The 18,103-nt window shown below is 38.4% G+C and carries 18 protein-coding genes; 9 read left to right on the top strand and 9 right to left on the bottom strand.

From position 1 onward, the window contains the following. Nucleotides 1-156: 156 nt before the first annotated feature. Genes PLEUR7319_RS0108040 through PLEUR7319_RS0108030 form a run of 3 tightly spaced genes read left to right on the top strand, consistent with a single transcriptional unit; the run spans nucleotide 157 to nucleotide 1,896 of the window. Nucleotides 157-546: a hypothetical protein gene (locus PLEUR7319_RS0108040; protein ID WP_019504704.1), complete on the top strand. Its 390-nt coding sequence runs from the start codon at nucleotides 157-159 to the stop codon at nucleotides 544-546. Between the two features lie 10 nt (nucleotides 547-556). Beyond that, on the top strand, nucleotides 557-1,315 hold the full coding sequence (locus tag PLEUR7319_RS0108035; protein ID WP_019504703.1) for a hypothetical protein: 759 nt from the start codon (nucleotides 557-559) through the stop codon (nucleotides 1,313-1,315). Then, nucleotides 1,312-1,896, top strand: a complete 585-nt coding sequence (locus PLEUR7319_RS0108030) for a hypothetical protein (RefSeq protein ID WP_019504702.1) — start codon at nucleotides 1,312-1,314, stop codon at nucleotides 1,894-1,896. Before PLEUR7319_RS0108035 ends, PLEUR7319_RS0108030 begins: the two co-directional genes overlap by 4 nt. On the opposite strand, the gene PLEUR7319_RS0108025 is transcribed toward PLEUR7319_RS0108030, so the two are convergent. Further along, a complete protein-coding gene (locus PLEUR7319_RS0108025; protein ID WP_019504701.1) occupies nucleotides 1,858-5,076 on the bottom strand; it encodes a helicase-related protein in 3,219 nt (1,072 codons plus the stop codon). The two genes, PLEUR7319_RS0108030 and PLEUR7319_RS0108025, sit on opposite strands and share 39 nt — an antisense overlap. A gap of 138 nt (nucleotides 5,077-5,214) precedes the next feature. Further along, complete coding sequence (locus PLEUR7319_RS0108020) at nucleotides 5,215-5,901, bottom strand: hypothetical protein (protein ID WP_019504700.1); 687 nt, start codon at nucleotides 5,899-5,901, stop codon at nucleotides 5,215-5,217. Between the two features lie 10 nt (nucleotides 5,902-5,911). Here PLEUR7319_RS0108020 and PLEUR7319_RS0108015 point away from each other — a divergent pair, with 10 nt between their 5' ends. Further along, nucleotides 5,912-6,097 (top strand): hypothetical protein, encoded by a 186-nt coding sequence (locus PLEUR7319_RS0108015; protein ID WP_019504699.1) that lies wholly within the window; start codon nucleotides 5,912-5,914, stop codon nucleotides 6,095-6,097. A 17-nt stretch (nucleotides 6,098-6,114) separates the two neighbouring features. Here PLEUR7319_RS0108015 and PLEUR7319_RS0108010 read toward each other — a convergent pair whose 3' ends face one another. The 3 genes from PLEUR7319_RS0108010 to PLEUR7319_RS0108000 form a co-directional block, all read right to left on the bottom strand. Further along, nucleotides 6,115-6,678 carry a PIN domain-containing protein gene (locus PLEUR7319_RS0108010; RefSeq protein WP_019504698.1) on the bottom strand — a complete coding sequence of 188 codons (564 nt, stop codon included), beginning with the start codon at nucleotides 6,676-6,678 and terminating at the stop codon, nucleotides 6,115-6,117. Nucleotides 6,679-6,681: 3 nt separating this feature from the next. Then, entirely contained in the window at nucleotides 6,682-7,155 is a 474-nt protein-coding gene (locus tag PLEUR7319_RS0108005) for an excisionase family DNA-binding protein (RefSeq protein ID WP_019504697.1), read from the bottom strand. Nucleotides 7,156-7,258: 103 nt separating this feature from the next. Then, a complete protein-coding gene (locus PLEUR7319_RS0108000) occupies nucleotides 7,259-10,036 on the bottom strand; it encodes a DUF1156 domain-containing protein (RefSeq protein WP_026102384.1) in 2,778 nt (925 codons plus the stop codon). Nucleotides 10,037-10,085: 49 nt separating this feature from the next. Between PLEUR7319_RS0108000 and PLEUR7319_RS0107995 the strand changes: the two genes are divergently transcribed. Genes PLEUR7319_RS0107995 through PLEUR7319_RS0107980 form a run of 4 tightly spaced genes read left to right on the top strand, consistent with a single transcriptional unit; the run spans nucleotide 10,086 to nucleotide 11,593 of the window. Continuing rightward, the gene (locus PLEUR7319_RS0107995) at nucleotides 10,086-10,352 is read left to right on the top strand and encodes a hypothetical protein (RefSeq protein ID WP_019504695.1); all 267 of its coding nucleotides are present in this window, start codon (nucleotides 10,086-10,088) and stop codon (nucleotides 10,350-10,352) included. Between the two features lie 3 nt (nucleotides 10,353-10,355). Then, nucleotides 10,356-10,709: a type II toxin-antitoxin system PemK/MazF family toxin gene (locus PLEUR7319_RS0107990; protein WP_019504694.1), complete on the top strand. Its 354-nt coding sequence runs from the start codon at nucleotides 10,356-10,358 to the stop codon at nucleotides 10,707-10,709. Nucleotides 10,710-10,742: 33 nt separating this feature from the next. Further along, on the top strand, nucleotides 10,743-11,129 hold the full coding sequence (locus tag PLEUR7319_RS41950) for a hypothetical protein (RefSeq protein WP_019504693.1): 387 nt from the start codon (nucleotides 10,743-10,745) through the stop codon (nucleotides 11,127-11,129). Continuing rightward, complete coding sequence (locus PLEUR7319_RS0107980) at nucleotides 11,126-11,593, top strand: hypothetical protein (protein ID WP_019504692.1); 468 nt, start codon at nucleotides 11,126-11,128, stop codon at nucleotides 11,591-11,593. The genes PLEUR7319_RS41950 and PLEUR7319_RS0107980 overlap by 4 nt, the downstream gene beginning before the upstream one ends. 2 nt (nucleotides 11,594-11,595) lie before the next feature. Here PLEUR7319_RS0107980 and PLEUR7319_RS0107975 read toward each other — a convergent pair whose 3' ends face one another. From PLEUR7319_RS0107975 to PLEUR7319_RS0107960, 3 genes are all read right to left on the bottom strand, one after another. Next, nucleotides 11,596-12,024: a hypothetical protein gene (locus PLEUR7319_RS0107975; protein WP_019504691.1), complete on the bottom strand. Its 429-nt coding sequence runs from the start codon at nucleotides 12,022-12,024 to the stop codon at nucleotides 11,596-11,598. Further along, nucleotides 12,024-15,272, bottom strand: coding sequence for an ATP-binding protein (locus PLEUR7319_RS0107970; RefSeq protein WP_019504690.1), 3,249 nt, complete (start codon nucleotides 15,270-15,272; stop codon nucleotides 12,024-12,026). The genes PLEUR7319_RS0107975 and PLEUR7319_RS0107970 overlap by 1 nt, the downstream gene beginning before the upstream one ends. Before the next feature lie 151 nt (nucleotides 15,273-15,423). Continuing rightward, nucleotides 15,424-15,633: a hypothetical protein gene (locus tag PLEUR7319_RS0107960; protein WP_019504689.1), complete on the bottom strand. Its 210-nt coding sequence runs from the start codon at nucleotides 15,631-15,633 to the stop codon at nucleotides 15,424-15,426. Between the two features lie 464 nt (nucleotides 15,634-16,097). Here PLEUR7319_RS0107960 and PLEUR7319_RS43440 point away from each other — a divergent pair, with 464 nt between their 5' ends. Next, complete coding sequence (locus PLEUR7319_RS43440) at nucleotides 16,098-16,238, top strand: Arm DNA-binding domain-containing protein (RefSeq protein WP_144054269.1); 141 nt, start codon at nucleotides 16,098-16,100, stop codon at nucleotides 16,236-16,238. Between the two features lie 89 nt (nucleotides 16,239-16,327). On the opposite strand, the gene PLEUR7319_RS0107955 is transcribed toward PLEUR7319_RS43440, so the two are convergent. Then, complete coding sequence (locus PLEUR7319_RS0107955; protein WP_019504688.1) at nucleotides 16,328-18,061, bottom strand: lipoxygenase family protein; 1,734 nt, start codon at nucleotides 18,059-18,061, stop codon at nucleotides 16,328-16,330. Between the last annotated feature and the right edge of the window lie 42 nt (nucleotides 18,062-18,103).

Below are 18,103 nucleotides of genomic sequence, written 5' to 3'. Positions count from 1 at the left end.
CTAAGGGTGCATCAGGTGTGGGATTTTAATCAGTATATGATTAGCGATATCTAAGATAATCTATCTCACTGAAGGTGAATTTTTTCTTGAAAATAAATTGCTTAATAGGCAAAAAACTTGGCACAATCAATAAAGAGATAAAACAAAAAATGAGAAATGAATCAGTCTGAACTAAGTCCTTTGGAAAAAGCGATCGCCAAAAAGATTGATAGGACTAAAGATAAGGCATCGCAACCAGGATATTTGAGGAAGTTAGTTGCCAAACTTCATTTGAGAATTGAAGCAGCCTTAGCTAGAGGATGTGAATATGATGACTTGGCTCAGTCGATTACAGAAATGGGAGTGAAGATTAGTACCGCGACTCTCAAGCAATACCATACAGAACATCGTCGTCAGTTAGAGAAAGAAGCGGGAGAGATTTCTGAAACTGTTGATTCGGTTTTGCCTCCAGAGCAACCAAAAGAAATAAAACCGAAAATCAACACTCAATCGAATCAACCTGATAGAAAACAATCAGCGGTAGATAAGTTATTCGCGAGTAAGTAATTAACCAAACATGAAAGTCAAAACTGAACCAGAACAATCAACATCTGAGATAATTTCCACTCGTCCAGGTATTCAAATTGCTAACTGTAAGAAGGGTGGTGTTGGTAAGACATTACTATCCAAACTAAAGGCTGCTTACTGTTTAGAATCAGGCTTAGATTTTTATGCCTTAGATGCGGATAGGCAGGAGAGTTTTCTCAAGGCTTATCCTGATTTTGCCTTACCGACTCGCTTTAGTGAGTTGGATAAAAATCTGAAGATACCCGATCGCATTCTGGATTTAGCTCTAGAGAAATTGGTATTGGTAGACTTGCCAGGGAATGTGGAAGAAGCGTTTAATCATTGGCTGACAGCAAGCGATATTTTAGAAGCGTCAAAAGATTTAGATGTTGAGATTCAGAATTGGTATGTCCTGGATGATTCAACTGAATGCTATGAGGGGTTTTTAAGAACGCTGGAGTTTGTTAAAAATAATGCAATTCATATATTAGTTAGGAATTTAGGCAGATGTGAAGACTGGGAGAGCTTTGACCAGTTTGTAACTCCTGAGTTAATCGCTGAATATAAGTTAAAGATAATTGACCTGCCAAAATTAAGGCTTGATACAGCGACGACAGTTTATAAGAATGCTCTCAGTTTTACTGAAGCAAGAAGATATTCAGAGTTTAGTACGGCTCAGTTAGCAGGGTTGCGGGGATATATGCGACGAGTATACGCTGTGCTTGATGATGCTGGGTTTAATGTTGAGAAGCTGAGGTTAGAAATGTGAGGGGTTTGAAGAAGTCAACTTTGCCTCAGCAGCAGAATGAGCTACGAGAATTAATCGAGCAAAGACTTAGCAGCGAAAAGTCACAAGTCAAAGAAAGGGTATATCAATGGCTCAGTGATAATCAGTATTTTTTTGATAACGAGTTGTTTGATTTCTACTTCTGTGTGGCTCAGAATATTGCTGCGGTTGAGGTGTTGGGTGGTTCTGGGGAGAAGATAGTCAAGGCAAAAACAGAGCTTGAGGAATCGGTACAAGTCTATACAAATCAAATAGTTGATACTTCTAACTGGATTAATGAGCAGTTAAAAGGTCAACTGCAAAATATTCAGAAGAATCAACAGAAATTGGATACCAAACTGATTCAAGTCTTGGAAGTATTAGCCAGAGAACAGCAGAATCTTAAAACTATCTCAAATGGCTTAGTCAAATCTACTTCGGTTTTATTGAAGAAGCAGAAACAATTAGTAATTCAAACAGAAGCAGCAAGAAGGTATGCCCATCAAACCGTTCTGTTTGCTTGGATTATTCCAGCCCTAACATTATTAGGTTGCATGGCTATATTGTTGATGAGTAGAGCATAATTGATTCTGTTCGGTGATTATTGTCTCTAGTAGCTTTTGAAATAGAGGTTCTCCATAATTCATTAATCGTAAAGATGGCTTTTCGTCAAATACTTCAGGATAAAAAGTAATCAGATAATTTTTATTTTTGTAAGTCATTTCCCAGATACGTTGCGAAGCCATGCCGTTAGGCTTATCGCCTTGTAACTCAAAAAAGATATTTTTAGCTAGTAATATTTGTGAATTAGTAAATAGTGCTTCTATTTGTTCTGAAGTTACAGGACTAGAAACCAGTGGTTTACGAATTTCTTTTAAGTCAGCTTGGACATCCATTGCTACCATTTCTTCCAAGCCTGGGCGTAAAGGAGGAGTATCTAACACTTGCTCAAATTCTGCTAGTAATACCTCTTCTTCTTCAGGATCGGCACTCATAACAGCTTGCTCAATAAAGGTTGGCACTTGAGCCAAAATAGGCTGTAAATTACCGACTACACTTTGAAAAGCATCGATACGATCGCGCAATCTTCGATATACTTTTGCCTCTACAGTACCGTCATAGTAAAAGTTATGGATATTGACGGTAGAGTGAATTTGACCAATACGATCAATTCTGCCGATCCTTTGTTCTACTCGCATGGGATTCCAAGGAAGATCGTAGTTAATTAAGACACCGCAGGTTTGAAGGTTCAATCCTTCGCTGGCAGATTCGGTACAGAGTAAAATTTTAATTTTCCCCTCACGAAACTGTTTTTTTATTTCCTCTTTTGGTAGTTTTTGCCATTCGCCTTCTTGATAAAGTTCTCCACCTCTGCCTGAGTAACAAGCAACAAGAGAACCATATAATTGCAGCAGATTTTCTCGGAGATAATCCATCGTATCTGTATATTGAGTGAAGACGATCGCACTTTCTCTTTGAGTTAGTTCTTTACCCAAAATTGTCAGAAAATGGGATAGTTTACTGTCTTCTCCAGTATTTTCAAATTGTCTAAGTAAATCTTCTAAATGTTCGATTTCTTTAGGATCTACTGGTTCTTTGAGATAGGATTCTAAACCTGTAATTACAGCATCATCTGCATCGTCTAGATCGCTCAAATCGTCTTGTGGTAGTTCCTGAATACCTTCTAATCTTCTTTCTAAGGATTGTTGAATTGCATAGAAGGAACTTGTTAGACGTTTACGATACAAAGTCATTAGAAAGCCCAAAGCCTTACGGTTTTCTTTTTGGGCTAAATTATAGAAATGGCGAACATAATTGCTAACAGCTTGATAAAGGGGTATTTCTCGCTGAGATTCAAGGGAGATAGCATTATCAATTACAATCCTTTGGGGGATATCTTTGTCTAGAAGACCTAATTTGTAATATTGACGGAGAGTGTCGCGGGTATGGCGAAACATCAAATCTTTCAGGGGTGTATTAACTGTTAGGTATTGACGAGAAAGATCGATAAACTCTGTATCTTTGGCTAGTTTTTTGCCATTAACAATGTTTCTACCATCTTGCCAAATGTTCTGTAGTCTACCAGCAAGTAATCTCTGATTGTTTTTGTTCAGATGTTGTTTCAGGCGATCGCATTCAGATCCGCCATAGCGAAAATAATCTGTTGCCATATATTGCCAAAATTCCAGAGTTCGATCATCTGGTTTACTGGATAGAGATGAGAAGTAGTCACAGAAATTTTCGCCAAAACTCCAATGTCCTTCTAAACCCAGTAAATTAAGCAAGTCGAATACTTCAATCGGATCGATTTGCATTGGTGTAGCGGAAAGAAGAATCAAAGATTGAGTTTTATCTTTTAGCTGCTGTAATAGCTGTAGCAAACGATTAGGAGTATCTTTACGTTGCTGAGGGCTTTTCCGACGGGCGTGGTGGGCTTCATCAACGATGACTAAATCCCAAGGTTCAGCATCTAATAATTCAGTCATTCTCTCGGCGCGACGTACTAAATGAGATGAAGCTAAAACTAAGTCTTTCGCATTCCAGGGGTTGAGGGTTGGAAAGGTAGTTTTACCGTAGCAGTCTTTAAACTTTCCTTGACTGTAGCTAGAAAAATGTAGATTGAATTTCTCTCGTAATTCTTCTTGCCATTGGGGTTGAACGCTAGCAGGAGCAAGTACTAAAACTCGTTTAACTTTTTGGCTAACGATTAAATAACGCAGAATTAAGCCAGTCTCAATTGTTTTACCCAAGCCAACTTCATCAGCAATGAGGAAGCTACAGGGAAACTTATCAGCAACCCGTCGTAGGATTTTTAGTTGGTGCGCCCAAGGCTGGATCGGAATGGATTTAAGGCAGAAGTCTAAACAACCTGGATGTTGATGGAGATTGGAAAGTTGGCTAAATGCTTCTCGTTGTCGTTGAATTTCAGAAGGGCTTAAAGGCTTTGGACTGATTGCTTTTGGAGTTATAGAATCTTTTTTCTCGGTAAATTGCTGAGTTTCCAACCCTTTATCTTCTTCTGGCTTTAACTCATCCTCTCTGTTCCAAATGGGCTTGGTGTTTGGGGTATAGCGTAACAGCTTTTGCTTAACTGCTTCGGGAATATCAAAGATTTTGACGTTGGGGGAAAGATCGTTCCATAGTTGTTCAAAACGATAAGCTTCTTCATTAACTCTTTCTAAATCGCGATCTCCTTCCCAACCACAGTAAACATGAAAGGACTCAACATTTTTCTCCCATCCGCCTAAAGATTCATTGTTTGAGCCACTAAAGACAATGCGATCGCCATTAGCATCAAGAAAAATACCAACCTTCTCATGAAAGATATGGTGTGGATCGAGTAGGCGATCGCTTTCTATCGGAATTCCTTTATCCTTAGTAGGAACAGCTATTTTAATATCTAAATACTCGTATTTAATCAACCAGCTAAGTATCTCAAAGTGTTTTAGCTGGACAAAGTTCTCTGGTGCTTGCAAGTCAGCATCTAAACGAAAAGCTAAAGCCTCTCTCAGTTCGTAACCCTTTTCAATTGCTGCTATATCCTGGGGGCTAAACTGACAACCCATAATCAAGCGCATTTTTCCTTGATTGTGTAGCATTGCCCCAATTCCTCTAGCTACTTTACTGAGGATGGCACTACCAAAGAATCCAGACTTGCGATCGTACTGCACGGCGCATTCCAATGCTGGGATGTAAAAATCGGCGATCGGATTGTTTTCGTTACTGGAGTAGCTAATACGCCAAGAGCGATCTTGTAAGTGCATAAATTGAGAATGTTGGAGGGCTGTTTCTCAATTCAATTGCTTAAAGCTTTCTAGGTCAGTGATTTAGATTAGGCATTTGTCCTGATATCTATCAGTGTGAAGTTTGAAATGTGTCTATCATTTTGAATTTAACTGGTGCTAATTTCCAATATAGGTTGCGCGACAGTAATTATTTATAGCTTGACCAATGTACAATGTACAATCAACTATCTTTGGATGATAATCTATCAGTATTTCTTTTAAACTTACTGAAGTAAAATTATCACCATCTTTTGAAAAAGCATCAATTTTCCAGCCTGAGTCAATTATTTTACTTTGGTTCATTTGAAATTTATATTCCGTTTCAATTAATTGACGATGTTTTACAGTATTGAAAAAAGCTGCAATGTATAAATATTCAGATAAATTTATTAGATCGTTTATTCTATCGATTAACTTATTTAAATATTGTTGTTGCCATTGAATATTGTTTTGATTTTTCAAGTGTTCGAGTTTGTCTACAACTTTATTTATATTTATCTGTTTTTCTTTAATCGTTAAGCTTTTAGGTTTCAATATTAGATAGTAAATTATGTGAGAGCAAACATCAGCTAATGAATGCAAATTAAAAGCCAAAGATTCTATATATATCTCTGTCTGAATTTTAATCTTGTAAATTTTATTTGTATTACCCAATGGAATATCTTCTTTTGACAACTTATTAAATATAAAAGAAATACGTTCAATTTCTTTTCTGATAGATTTAACATAAATCTCAGCATCTTTAAGTATTAGTGGCGAACAGTAATTACGTATCTCTTCAGTTTTCCAAGTAGTTGAATACATATTTCTTTAAATGAATAAAATAAATTTTACTGATTCCCAACAAATAGACGCAATATTTCAAGAAGCGATAGATAAAGCGATCGCCAAACATAAAGAACGGGGTGAATCTATTGCGATCGCAGATAAAAATGGCAAAGTTCTTATTATTGCAGCAGAAGACATCGATCGCCTTCAATTACAGAAGATCCAGAAGTAAAGAATCTGGAATAGTTTTTAAATCAAATCTTTAATCATAGAAACAGTGTTGGGAAGCTCTTGTTTCTGAAGTCTCATTAAATACTCTTCAAAGGAACAGGGTGGCTTCTTGCGTCTTTGATGACATTTCTCTACTGCCTCAATTACCTGCACTGGATGAAGATCGATTAGATTTGTAATAAAGGTATCCTGATGCTGTGCCTCTACATCGTATTTATCTAGTTCTGATTTGGGAAAATCTTTTAGGTTAGTGGTAACAATTACTTCGGCTTTGGCTTTAATGGCTGCTGCCAGAACATGACGGTCATTAGCATCTGGCAGTTTTAAACTATCGATTAACCACTGATAATCAGTAACTAGACAATCGCGGACATTTTCGTTCATCAAATCTCTAAGACAGTGAAGCTTAACAAGAGTCAACTGGGGTTTATTCTTGTTAAGATTTCTAATCCATTCATCATGAATTTCTTCTGTCCACCTTGCTCGATAGAGATCTCTGACAGCCAGTTCCATCAATAAATCCCTAAGAGTATTGGGATAGAGAACGCAGGCATCATAAACTACCGTGAAATTGGGAATCATTATTTAATCGTCTTCGTATAGATCCAATTCCTCAGTCAAAGCGGTAAGTTCATCTAATGACTGGCTGCGCTTTGCGTCAATTTCAGCTTTATATTCGTATAAATCCTTGGCTAATATTCGTCTGTGCTTGCCTACTTTGCGATGGGGTATTGCTTCAGATTCCAGCAGCTTTATCAAATATGGTCGAGAAACATTTAACAAGTTTGCTGCTTGTTGGGTGCTTAACTCAGCCTGAACTGGAACTATAGTAACTGCATTACCTTGAGATATTTGAGACAGAATATCAATTAAAAGCTCATAGGCTACAGAAGGAATCATCAACGATTCTTCTTTTCCGCTTTCCGATTCAACTGTGATTTTTTGAGTATGGCTATGAGAATTGGTTAGGGAGGCTAAGACACGACTACCTTCTGTAGATAGTTCTATATCTGCTTCCGTTGGTATGGGTGTTTTTCTTTGTCTATCTAGTACTGCCATGATAATTAAATTGGTCTAAATGACTGATTATTAAATCAATCGAGTTTTGTTCTATCAGTTTATAGTCTATGTGAAATAAACGCAACGAAGTTTTTTAAGCGTTCTACAGAGATAATTTTGTTTGCTCGTAAACAACTTTCTCTTTAATTTCATCCATTGATAACCAGAGAGAAGTTAGGGTTTTGTGTTCGTTGGTGTTTTTGGGCATTACTTTGAATGCTATTTCGATAGTTTTCATCAGCATCTCTTGATTAATTAATCCTGTCTGCTTTAAGAAGTTTCTGACTAACTGTGGGTTTTGTTCCTCTTCGTATATAGCCATAATTGCGTGTAAGCCATCGATTAGATAAGCAGGGTTAAAATTATGCGTGTCAACGGTAAAGGCTCGTTTTTTATGTCTCTGTTTGGGAGTGAGGATGGTACAGCTACCGCTTTTGGAAGCAAGCAGCTTATAGACTTTGGCTAAATCGTTAACGTCAAAACCACCAACGGCTAGGGCTAACTGTCTGGCTTCATCGAATGGGAATTCACGGGCTTTGAAGGCATCCCAGGCTAACAGATACCATTGAGTCAGAGGATCGAAACCTGCGGTGTCGGTTTGTACCAGCTTGCGGAAACGATAGTTTGCTATGGCTTTTCTGGCTTCGGCAAAAGCAACTTCGGGGCGTACTTCTGCACCGCTACTGTCTAAGATGGGATAAGAACGAGAGAAGACATTTAAAGCCGAACCAAATGCACTGAGATACAAGTCAATACCTGTAATATCATTCTCTTCAAATTCAGGGGCGCGTTGTTCGACGAGGTTAGCCACTTCAGGGCGCAAGTCATCCCACCAGGCTTGTTCGGCATCAGGATCGCGTTTGCGACAGACTAACAGTACGGTACTAGAAACAGAGTTTTTCTTAGCTTGGTGTAAATTCTGCGGGTTTTCGGTACTGACAGCCCAAGATGCCGTAATCTCAAAGCCAGCATCAATCAGGGATTTAGTCAGCACATCCCACGCCCCAGACTCTTTATGGTTAAACTGTACCGTCATTACTCCGTCATCCCTTAACACGCGATAGTATTCGCTAAAGGCTAGCTGCATCTTTGCTTCATAGTCTTGTTTAGCTAGTTCTTCTGGAGATGTACCCATGTTACGGAAGCGAGAAGGATTAGCAACCGCTTCTCGATCTTTATCTGTAAGTTCCGACCAAAATAAATCGGGAAATACATCCCCTAACGTGCGTTTTTGCCAAACATAGAAAAAGTCTGATAAATCTGCATAAGGAACTGTTCCATAGTAAGGAGGATCGGTAACTATTGAATCTACTGAGTTGTCAGGAATGTGGAAAAGGCTATCGGCTGATGCTGCATCTATTTGGATGGATTTAAAGTCGAATTGTTCTAATCCAGGTATACTCGATGAATTAGATTTAGTTCCAAAATAGAAACAAAGTTCGGAAAGTTCACCAGCAACTGTTTTAGAGCAGGACTTCCATAATCTTTCATTACCAGCATTTTCTGGATAACTCCACATCAAATTTAATGAATGCTGTGCAGATGCTCTAGCAATATTGGTTCTAGAAGAATCATAATTACTCAGACGTGAATTCTTATCAATACATCTATCTAAAACTAAGGCTAAGTAAGTCGCTATGGCTTCTGCTTTTTCTGGTTCGTATTCAAACTCTGACTTTGATTTTGCTTCGTTGATAATTTCTACATAAGTGATGAGTGTCAAAAGCTGACGGATATTAAAGCATTGCGACCATTCTATAATTCCATAATTACGAATCATTGAATATTGTGGATTAATTGGTGTAGCTTCATGGCTTATTAAGTTGAGACATTCCCACTCGCTAAATTTCTCAGCTATTTCTTTTTCAGCTAAAGTAACACCCCGTAAATCAATTGCAGAAGGAATCCTAAATTTCAAACTACTTTTACCTTCTTTATAGGCAACTGCATACAATTGATGACCTAATTTACTTTCTTGACTTGGCGAACAAATATAATCATTTTCGATCACATCGTTACAATTTGAACATTTGCCAACACCTCTACTAATAGTAGTTGTGGTACTGGGATCGTATTCACCATCATCAGTTTCTATCGTTGTTCCCTTGCCTTTTTTGCCTACAACTAATTCAAAATCAATACGCTTGTTTTCAGGATTTGGAATAGGTTTTACTGCACACCATTTACCTTTCTTCGCTGCACCTGGAGAACGATCTACCCACCAATTAGGACTAAGAGGAACAACCGACTCACAATGAGGACAAACAACCGTATGCGCCCAAAGATAATTCTGTACCTTCTCTCCCTCTTTAGAAGGAAAAAACTCGGCTAACCTTTTCTCTGCTTCATCGCCAACAAACTTGACCCATTTATCAATATCCTGCTGTAAATCCACCCCAAACTTGAGGGGATATTCCATTGCTGCTTTCATCGTCACCACAGCCACAGGATTTAAGTCAGAAGCCAGGACATTTAAACCATATCTGGCAGCTTCAAAAGGGATACTTCCACCACCAGCAAAGGCATCTAAAACTACAGGCTTTCTTTTGCCCCAAACCTTGTCGCAATACTCTTCTAATTTCTCAATAATCCTACTGGTAGGAGGAGTTTTATATAATTTAATTGCCTCTTTTTTCTTAACTAAAATACCGTCTTTTTCTGGATGCAAACCTAACAAGTATTCAAACTCTTCCATTGAAATATCTGCGGGCAAAAGAGAAGCTAAAACCGAAGCGCGAGAAAAGGATAACGGCTTGCGGGAATACCAACGATGTAAACCCTTAAAAGGATTTCCCCCATGTTCGTAATACACCTGCTGATTGAGAAGTTTTACAGGCATGATTTTCTCAATGAACACCTGGGGACGTTGGGATTTAGTCATAAGTAATATAAAAAGTATTATTATTTATATAGAGATTACATAAGCTCCTATGATTAATAATTCCCAGAAACAACGGATATCAATCACCGTAGATTCACAGTTACTCGAAGAAGTAGACCAAATGACTAAAAACCGTTCGGCTGCGGTGGAAGAGGGTTTACGTCTGTGGCGCAAACAACAAATCGAGGAACAGTTACGAAACTTCTATCAAAATCGTTCTCAAGCTGATATTGAATTTGAAAAAGAATGGGTAGAGGAAACGCAGGAACAAGCGATCGCAGCTTGGGAGGAATTTCCTTGGGAAGAATCCAAATAAAATATGAGTAGTGAAGACTTTCCCCGTCAAAGACAGGTTTATTTATCTAAAGCGTTAAAACAGTCTGGAGATACCAAAAAACGTCCTGTAGTAGTGGTGTCAATCAATATCCGCAATCAGTATAGTTCTACTGTATTAGTTGTTCCTTTTTCTAGTGATACTTCCGATGCAGCTAATCCTAGCCGTGTCCTGATTAAAAAAGGTGAAGGAGGGCTAAATGCCAAATCAGTAGCGATGTGCGATGTAATGACTAATATTGAGAAACGCTATCTCGAACGTGGACCTTATGGAGAAATAACCTCTGAATCATTTTCCCGTATTCAACGAGCGATTCAAATTGCGATCGGTATTTATTAATTCAGCAACCAATTAGTAAAGGAGATAAAAAATATGACTACTACTATAGAATTACCCAGCGGTAAGATTATCGATCTGAATCGCTTTGTGGCTTTAGTACCTGATGAGAAGACAGAAAACCAGGAATATCATTTAATTTTAGAAGGCTGTGAAAAAGCGATCGCTTTAGATTCCCAAGAAGCAACATCAGTTAAGGAACATCTCAAAGTGAAGTCAAATCAAAACGGTAACGGTGTGTGGGATAGAGAAGAGCAATTACGCAAAAATCAACCTGCGATCGAGTTGCTCAAAAAACGGATTGCCAGAAATCAGCTTATGAGTGAAGAGGAATCTAATCAGAGGTCAGAATTCTTGACTGATTTCCAAAAAACAGTTGACGAGCAAAGAGTTTCAGAACGAAAATTATATACTCCAGAATGATTATTTTTATTGATACTGGTATTCTAGGCTTGCTGGCGAATCCCAACAAAAAAGGCGAGGCTGCTGACTGCGAACAATGGCTTTTAGGTCTTCTATCAAAAGGCGTATCTGTTTTAACTTCAGATATTTGTGACTATGAAGTTAGAAGAAATTTAATATTGGAATCTTTGAGAAAGCCTAATATCAATAGTATTGATAGTTTAGATGAACTTAAAGACTTAATAGCTTTTTTGCCTATAAGCAACGAGGTAATGATGAAGGCTGCTAACCTTTGGGCGGAAGCACGTATACAGGGAATACCGACGGCTGACGATAAAAGCCTTGATGCCGATATAATCATCTGCGCTCAGTACAAGATACTAGAACAAGAATATCCAGGTAGATATATCGTTATTGCTACCACCAATGTTAAACATCTAAGTCGCTTCACTGAAGCAAAAGAATGGCAGAAAATAGAGTTTTAATTTCAATCTCCAAACAAAACCCTCAAAGCTTTCAAAGCATTACTTCTTCTGCCATTGGCAATCATAGCAAACCAATAATGAGCCTCTTCATTACTCATCGCTGAAATTCCCGTAGCAATCTTATTTATTTTCTCTGGTTGAGAAAGAGGTTGTAGAACCTGAAACATAATTGCTGTTTGAACTCCCGATTCTTCCGATAAAGTATAGGAGCTTTGTCTTTTTGAAGAAAGAGTTTGCGGATCGTAGTTATTGGTTTTTAGTACCTGATAAATACTTTGCTTGACTAGATTCAAAGTACTACCTTTAAGACAACCAATCTTCTCCGCAGCAGGACGCTTTTTCTCTCCCGCTTTCTTATAAGCACATTGGTAAAGTTCTAAGGCAAAATTATTATTGTCGGTAGAGATGACTCGTAATTGAAATTCTTGCATTAGTATTCAACCTCCGCATTAAGGCTTATTCTTTCTACAGGATTACGACTAAGATGCTGCTGAATAGTCTTAAGTTCCGAACCTTCTACCGCAATAGGTTCATCGCCAAAATTGATAATCAGTTTTAGGTTTACATTCGCTTGAGTTGCTGGATTGTTTAGTAAACTATGAATAGTGCTGAAGAAACTTTGAAATCCTTTGACTTTCCCCTGATATTCCAGTTTCACAAACTGATCGTTGCCAGTTTGTAGCATTGCAGTTTGTTCGATACTGATTGGAAATTTTCCAAGTAAATGAATTGTGGTACCTAGCTTACGGTAATCAATTACTTGGTCTACCGACATTTCTAAGGACTTAATTGTCTTGATTTTGCGATCGCTAATTAGATCGGCTAGATCGTTAAAAACTTTGTTAATCGTCCCGTCTAGTTCGATAGTGGGTGATTTATGTTCAAAAATGCTCCCAGTCGTTCCGTTGCTGTCACTCGGATCGTAAGTTCCCCTACTTGCTTTTGCCCTGCCAGGTTGAGCGATAATAGCTCTGGTTTCTTGCTCTGCGGTTTCTCCATTACCGTAGTCGGCAATTACTCGAAAAACAGTTGTTTCCGTGATTTTGGCGACCTGCTCATCCGAAGGACGAAACTCATCTGAAATTAGCTCTGAACCATTGTAGAGACTAACTTTTAATGCGCCTTTAGCTCGCCAACGCACTCGAACAGGATTCTCTTTACTTTCCCCTGCATAAGCCATTACCTGAGCATTGAGTTCGATGATTCTTGGTTCGGATGGTTGCAGAATTCCTCGACGATACAAAACCATGCGATCGGAAAACTCAATAGTCTCTGGTATTGAAGTGCGAGCATCTTGCTCGCTTTTAATGTAAACCTTGTCTCCAACCTTCATATCCCACTGACCATCTCGTAAGCCATTGCGGATAGTTTCCCGTAAAGTGTTCAATTCTCCTGGTAGCAGAATATTAAGCCTTACATCTTTGGCGAAAGCATCTCTTAAAGCCTTAGTTGACCAATTCTCTAATCCTTTCGACCAAACCTTTTGCAGAATATAGGCTGGGGCAAATGGCTGACTAGCTTTATCTCCCGATCTAACTTTTTCGCAGTCTTTAAGAGCCTTGAGAATGACATCTTGTTGATTGTTCTTGCCCTTAACCGTACTGGAATCTTGAGCAGGTAAAGTATAGTGCATCAATCCATTGGGGGCTTTGACCTCATCTTTAGCTGGATAAAACAGATGACGATAGGCATTAGTTAGAGAAATTCTTACTTCTAAGTCTTTTGCGCCCTTTCTCTCTTTAAGCTGTTTCTGCTGAGTTTCAGATAAATCTTCTAACCGTGTCTGACTCCCCAAGATATTTTGAATCGCCTGATATTCTCTGGCATTATCTATAGCTCGGTCTAATTCCTGTTGATTAGCCACCAAAAATAAAAGACGATTACGATAAAGTCTAAATTTCCCTGACTCTCCAGTATTCTCAAAAATCTGCTGTACCAAATCTGGCGGACTATCAGTAGAAGATTTAACCGTAGCTTCGTTAAAGTCAATTAGGCACAAAGCAATCTCATCAGGAATATCATCCACGTCTCCAGAACTTTCGGGAGCAAATACAGGAGTGAAAATTTTCTTGGCAAAGATACTATCTCGACGACTTCTGAGATAATCCTTTGCCTCTGTACGTCCTACCTGTTCTTTTTCTTCGGTAACAATTTTATTGATGGAAGGTTCTTCTTTAAACCTAGCAAGAGTAGTAATCGGGTCATTATCTAAATACCAAGCCACTTGAGACAATTTATCTAGTGCTTGGTCGATAAAGCTTGCTTCTAAACCAGGAGTCAAAAGGGATAAATTCAACTCTGTTCGACGAATTCCTGACGAAGTACCTTGAGTTAAGGAATTTAAAAATATTGTCCGCGCTACCCAACTAGAAAACGGTGGTTTATCTGCTGCTTGCCATTGACGATCGTGAACTTGAGCATAAGCCTGTTTGCCACTGGGGTTATAAATATCAGCACCAATGGGCGATCGCATTAAAGGACGCTGTAAACGAGAAGTTAAATCGTCGGTTATCTGCTTCTCTTTGCCTACAGGAATATGGTGCGGGTGAATGATAGGCGTGTTTTCCGTCTGATTCCTCCAGAGATGCTGAACCACCTGGGCTAGTAATCTTAATGCACCTCTAGTTCTCTGGAACTCTGGTATGGAAGCAATTTTTTTGGTTAAAAGATTAAATAGTTCGGGATGAAAAGGGTAGCTTTGGGCGATCGCCTGAGAATAACTGGCATCTTTACAACCATCAGGAAGGTTAACCCGACTACCACGATAAACATTCAAATATTCTGATGCAGCTTTTGATGCAGCTTGAGCATCTACACTTTTAAACAGCCTTTGTTTGACAATATTGTAGACTTCAACATCAGTAGAAGGACTCAATACCCTCTCTTGTCTAGCAGAAGCACGAATCAACTCTTGCAATTCTGTTGTCTCATCAGCAAAAGTATCGGAAGCTGAAGCCAAAGAATAAACAAAAACTAAGTTATTACCAGCCCCTGCTAAATCCATCAGAGAAAAAAGAAACGCTACTACCTGTTCTGCAAGATCGCTTCTACCAATCTGTTTTGCCTTCGCAGCACGGAGATATCTGGCAATTTCATCTAAGATAATTACCGTTGGTTCGCCATTCAACAACCTTTCTAAAACGTCTGTCCCAGGACTGATTCCACTGCGATCGCTCCCCTGTAACAAACGATACCCTTCAACTCCCCCAACCTGGTAAGCAATCTCACCCCAGAGGGTTTTAGTTACGATGCCATTACGATGATGTATCCCATTTTCAGGATCTAAATCTCGCCCATCAACTGCTGCTACCTGTACAGTGCGATCGGGAATTAAACCGAGTTCGGCAAACCTTTCTAAGCCTTGAATTCTGTTTCCTTCTTTACAGATATGCCATAAAGCAATCTCATCGTGAGTTTTACCACCACCAAAACTAGTTTCTAGTCTAATTACAGGTGAACCTGATGACTTGCCAGTTAGCCTACTAAAAACCTCTCTAATCAGAGTTTTAATACCATCTGTAGCAAAGGTATTAGCAAAGAAACTTTCGCTATTCTGATATATCTGAGGAGCTTTTCCTTCTACTACCGATCGTAGTTTAGCTGCGAAAAGATCTACAGAAAGTTCTCCTGCTAGTATTTCCTCTCTAGGAATACAGGTTTTAAAAATTGAAGGCAACATATACAAGTGTATTAAAATAGGAACTTGTTTTTATAATGCCCATTTCCTTACCGCGATCTTTGTATGCTACAAAAACTGTAATTCCTCTTCTAACATCGATGAGGATATCTGTATCAACTAATAGCTTCTGTTTCACTTAACTCGTCCATTCTTACTGTCTTACCTGACGTACCCACTGACTACTATCCTCCATATCCTCTCGCTCTTTCCACATACCCACAAAGGGTTCTTCTTGTAGGTTAGATTGATCTATTTCCGTAGATAAATTTTGAACGTGCAGCTTGTGTTCGAGATTTATTCTCTCCTCTGTAGTTAAGGAATTGATTATCTGTACTAGAGAATCAATCAATTTTGTGTTCATCTTTATTTCTCGCTTATCAAAGCTTACTTAATTCCTATTATTTATTATAAAAATTATAAGTAGGGATATTTAGAATAGCTCGGGTATTCCTTAAGGCAAAATAGTTTTTCTTGGATAATTTTTGTAACTTTTGTAGTTTGGCAAATTGTTGTGCAGGAATTCGTCATATTATTTTCTACTCAAATTGGTGTAAAGATGGTGTAATGTCATGTCAAATCACCTAAAAGCATTGTGGTTAAGGTATTCTTTAGAGGACTGAAAATCCTCGTGTCGGCAGTTCAAGTCTGCCTCCCGGCATTTTAGATTTAGTAATAAACTCAGTATCCTACAAGGGTTTTAAGGGTTAGCTAAAATATATAAGTAGCTCCAAGTAATTCATTTTTTGGGACATTTTTTGGTGAGTTTGAGTAAAAATTGGGTGTAATTTTTATTAGAGTAAAAATGTAATTACACCAACCCCTGTGATGCAATCGAAGACTTATCCCCACAAATCAGCGAAAGGATCGGTAGTCGTTTTTATTTCCCATAATCGACTTCAATTACGCTTTCGCTTTGGTGGTAAGCGTCGCTATATTTCTTTGGGACTATCCGATACAAGGAACTAATGAGTATGCTGACATTTTGACGTGCTTAAAAAAGATAGTTACTATCAGCCCAGATTTAGGCGATCGCAATTTTGGGAAATGCGATCCTGTTAGATACAAATACTGTTTAAAACTAAGGAAGGCTTTAGAAACGGATAGGGAATAGTACGATCTTTATTCTTATTATCAATCTCTACTTCTATTTGATTCAAATCTTGTTTGAATTTGGCAACTATCGGTTCAATGTCTGTACCTTTAACCGTATTTTCAAACTCTTCGTCATAATAACCCAGGCGATCGTAATGATAAGTTGAAAGGTTATACATCGTCAGTAATTGAGTCGCTGTTTGTTTTAGAGGAGGTAAAAGTTGTAGCAGATCTCGTTCCTCTTTAAATTGATCTTCTGCTCCAGTAATTTCTTGATAAGCAGCTAGAGGCATATTAGGTATAAAACCAATATATTCATATTGGGGAAAATTCACCGCCGAATGTTGAGGACCACAAATAAAAATAATAGTGGTAATAATTTCGATTAGTTCCTCAATATCACTAATTTTTTCGGGCATTTTGGCAACTTTTCCACCATCGGCAGATGCTAATTCTGCTGCCCATTGTTGTAATTCTCGATCGCTTTGAATATCCTCAGGTTTGGGATAAAAGATCTTAAGATAACCAGTTACAAAATCCTCGATCGCATTCCAAAGCATTAAACCATCATCGCGGTAGGGATAGTGGGGTAATTTGTAATTATCTCGATCGTCTTTTTCATCCATACCACGATTTTTGAGCTCCGTGGGAAAGGCAAAATCTTTAATATTCCAACTAACACAAGCATTTTTAACAATTCGTAGAGATTCTGGCAATGTTCCTGCAAGTGCTGCTTCTACAAAACCACCTGGATTAATCAACTCTCTGCGAGCCATATCATTAATCGCTATCATAAAGCGAAAGTGTTGGCGCAAAAGCAATCCTAAAGGATGATTTTTAGCTAATTGTCTGGCAGTACTGACCGCAAAAGGTTCCATTACAAGATGCGTACGCCCTAAATGAGTACTCATTTCATGATGATTGGCATCAGCAATTTGCACGCAAAGTTTGGCAGCTGTCCAGTGCAAATCTTTGTCCCTGGGTATCAAGATTTTCCATTTTTTATCCGCAGTATTTAACTCGATCGCAATAGCAATGGGGACTAATTCACCGCGATCTTTAATGCCATCTTTACGCCACCAGAAAAAAGCGATTGGTTTTGGTAAATACTTACGTCCTTTTTCGTAAGTTCCACCTTCAACAAAAGACAAACTTTCTGTATAGTCGGCAACGAAGATATGTCCTCGTTGAATTTCTGCTTGCAAATTAGTTGCGCTGGAGCTGAATAAAACTTGAGTTTCTTGACCTAAATCTTGTAAAGAAATATCAACACCAGCAGGCATTTCGGTAAATTTTTTAATGACCAAGGGATTAACCCCAGACAATCTTTGTTCGGCAAAAGCACGATCTGTTTGATAAATGTTGGCAACACCAGGTTTTCGGATAATCTTATAAAAATTTTCGTAATCTCCTAATGTTTCCAAAGGGTCAAGAAAAGGACGTGGTTCGACTGCTAACATATTGATTGATATCGCTGATAGCTGGAATTCTCTATCGGCAAGATAAGCAGTTGAAAAGCCTTCTTGAACAGGAACTTCTTTAAATAAACTTAGACCTTCTACGTATTCATGAGTAAACTCATATTCCTGTTGTTGAAATTTTAAGTATTGAGTGCGTTGTGCTAATTCGTCTTCGCTTAATGCGGGAGAAAAAATAGCCATTTTTTCTCCGACATTTGTTTTTGACTTATTCTTCATTATTCAATTACTTCTTATTAATCCTAAAAATAACGGTATGAT

It is taken from the genome of Pleurocapsa sp. PCC 7319, assembly GCF_000332195.1.
GTDB lineage: Bacteria > Cyanobacteriota > Cyanobacteriia > Cyanobacteriales > Xenococcaceae > Waterburya.
Note: the sequence above shows the minus strand (reverse complement) of the source record. Positions and strands in the feature narration are given on the sequence as shown.

Coding starts and splice junctions, on each gene's coding strand:
- PLEUR7319_RS0108040 (WP_019504704.1), top strand. CDS start 157: ATGAATCAGTCTGAACTAAGTCCTTTGGAAAAAGCGATCGCCAAAAAG.
- PLEUR7319_RS0108035 (WP_019504703.1), top strand. CDS start 557: ATGAAAGTCAAAACTGAACCAGAACAATCAACATCTGAGATAATTTCC.
- PLEUR7319_RS0108025 (WP_019504701.1), bottom strand. CDS start 5,076: ATGCACTTACAAGATCGCTCTTGGCGTATTAGCTACTCCAGTAACGAA.
- PLEUR7319_RS0108020 (WP_019504700.1), bottom strand. CDS start 5,901: ATGTATTCAACTACTTGGAAAACTGAAGAGATACGTAATTACTGTTCG.
- PLEUR7319_RS0108015 (WP_019504699.1), top strand. CDS start 5,912: ATGAATAAAATAAATTTTACTGATTCCCAACAAATAGACGCAATATTT.
- PLEUR7319_RS0108010 (WP_019504698.1), bottom strand. CDS start 6,678: ATGATTCCCAATTTCACGGTAGTTTATGATGCCTGCGTTCTCTATCCC.
- PLEUR7319_RS0108005 (WP_019504697.1), bottom strand. CDS start 7,155: ATGGCAGTACTAGATAGACAAAGAAAAACACCCATACCAACGGAAGCA.
- PLEUR7319_RS0108000 (WP_026102384.1), bottom strand. CDS start 10,036: ATGACTAAATCCCAACGTCCCCAGGTGTTCATTGAGAAAATCATGCCT.
- PLEUR7319_RS0107995 (WP_019504695.1), top strand. CDS start 10,086: ATGATTAATAATTCCCAGAAACAACGGATATCAATCACCGTAGATTCA.
- PLEUR7319_RS0107990 (WP_019504694.1), top strand. CDS start 10,356: ATGAGTAGTGAAGACTTTCCCCGTCAAAGACAGGTTTATTTATCTAAA.
- PLEUR7319_RS41950 (WP_019504693.1), top strand. CDS start 10,743: ATGACTACTACTATAGAATTACCCAGCGGTAAGATTATCGATCTGAAT.
- PLEUR7319_RS0107980 (WP_019504692.1), top strand. CDS start 11,126: ATGATTATTTTTATTGATACTGGTATTCTAGGCTTGCTGGCGAATCCC.
- PLEUR7319_RS0107975 (WP_019504691.1), bottom strand. CDS start 12,024: ATGCAAGAATTTCAATTACGAGTCATCTCTACCGACAATAATAATTTT.
- PLEUR7319_RS0107970 (WP_019504690.1), bottom strand. CDS start 15,272: ATGTTGCCTTCAATTTTTAAAACCTGTATTCCTAGAGAGGAAATACTA.
- PLEUR7319_RS0107960 (WP_019504689.1), bottom strand. CDS start 15,633: ATGAACACAAAATTGATTGATTCTCTAGTACAGATAATCAATTCCTTA.
- PLEUR7319_RS43440 (WP_144054269.1), top strand. CDS start 16,098: ATGCAATCGAAGACTTATCCCCACAAATCAGCGAAAGGATCGGTAGTC.
- PLEUR7319_RS0107955 (WP_019504688.1), bottom strand. CDS start 18,061: ATGAAGAATAAGTCAAAAACAAATGTCGGAGAAAAAATGGCTATTTTT.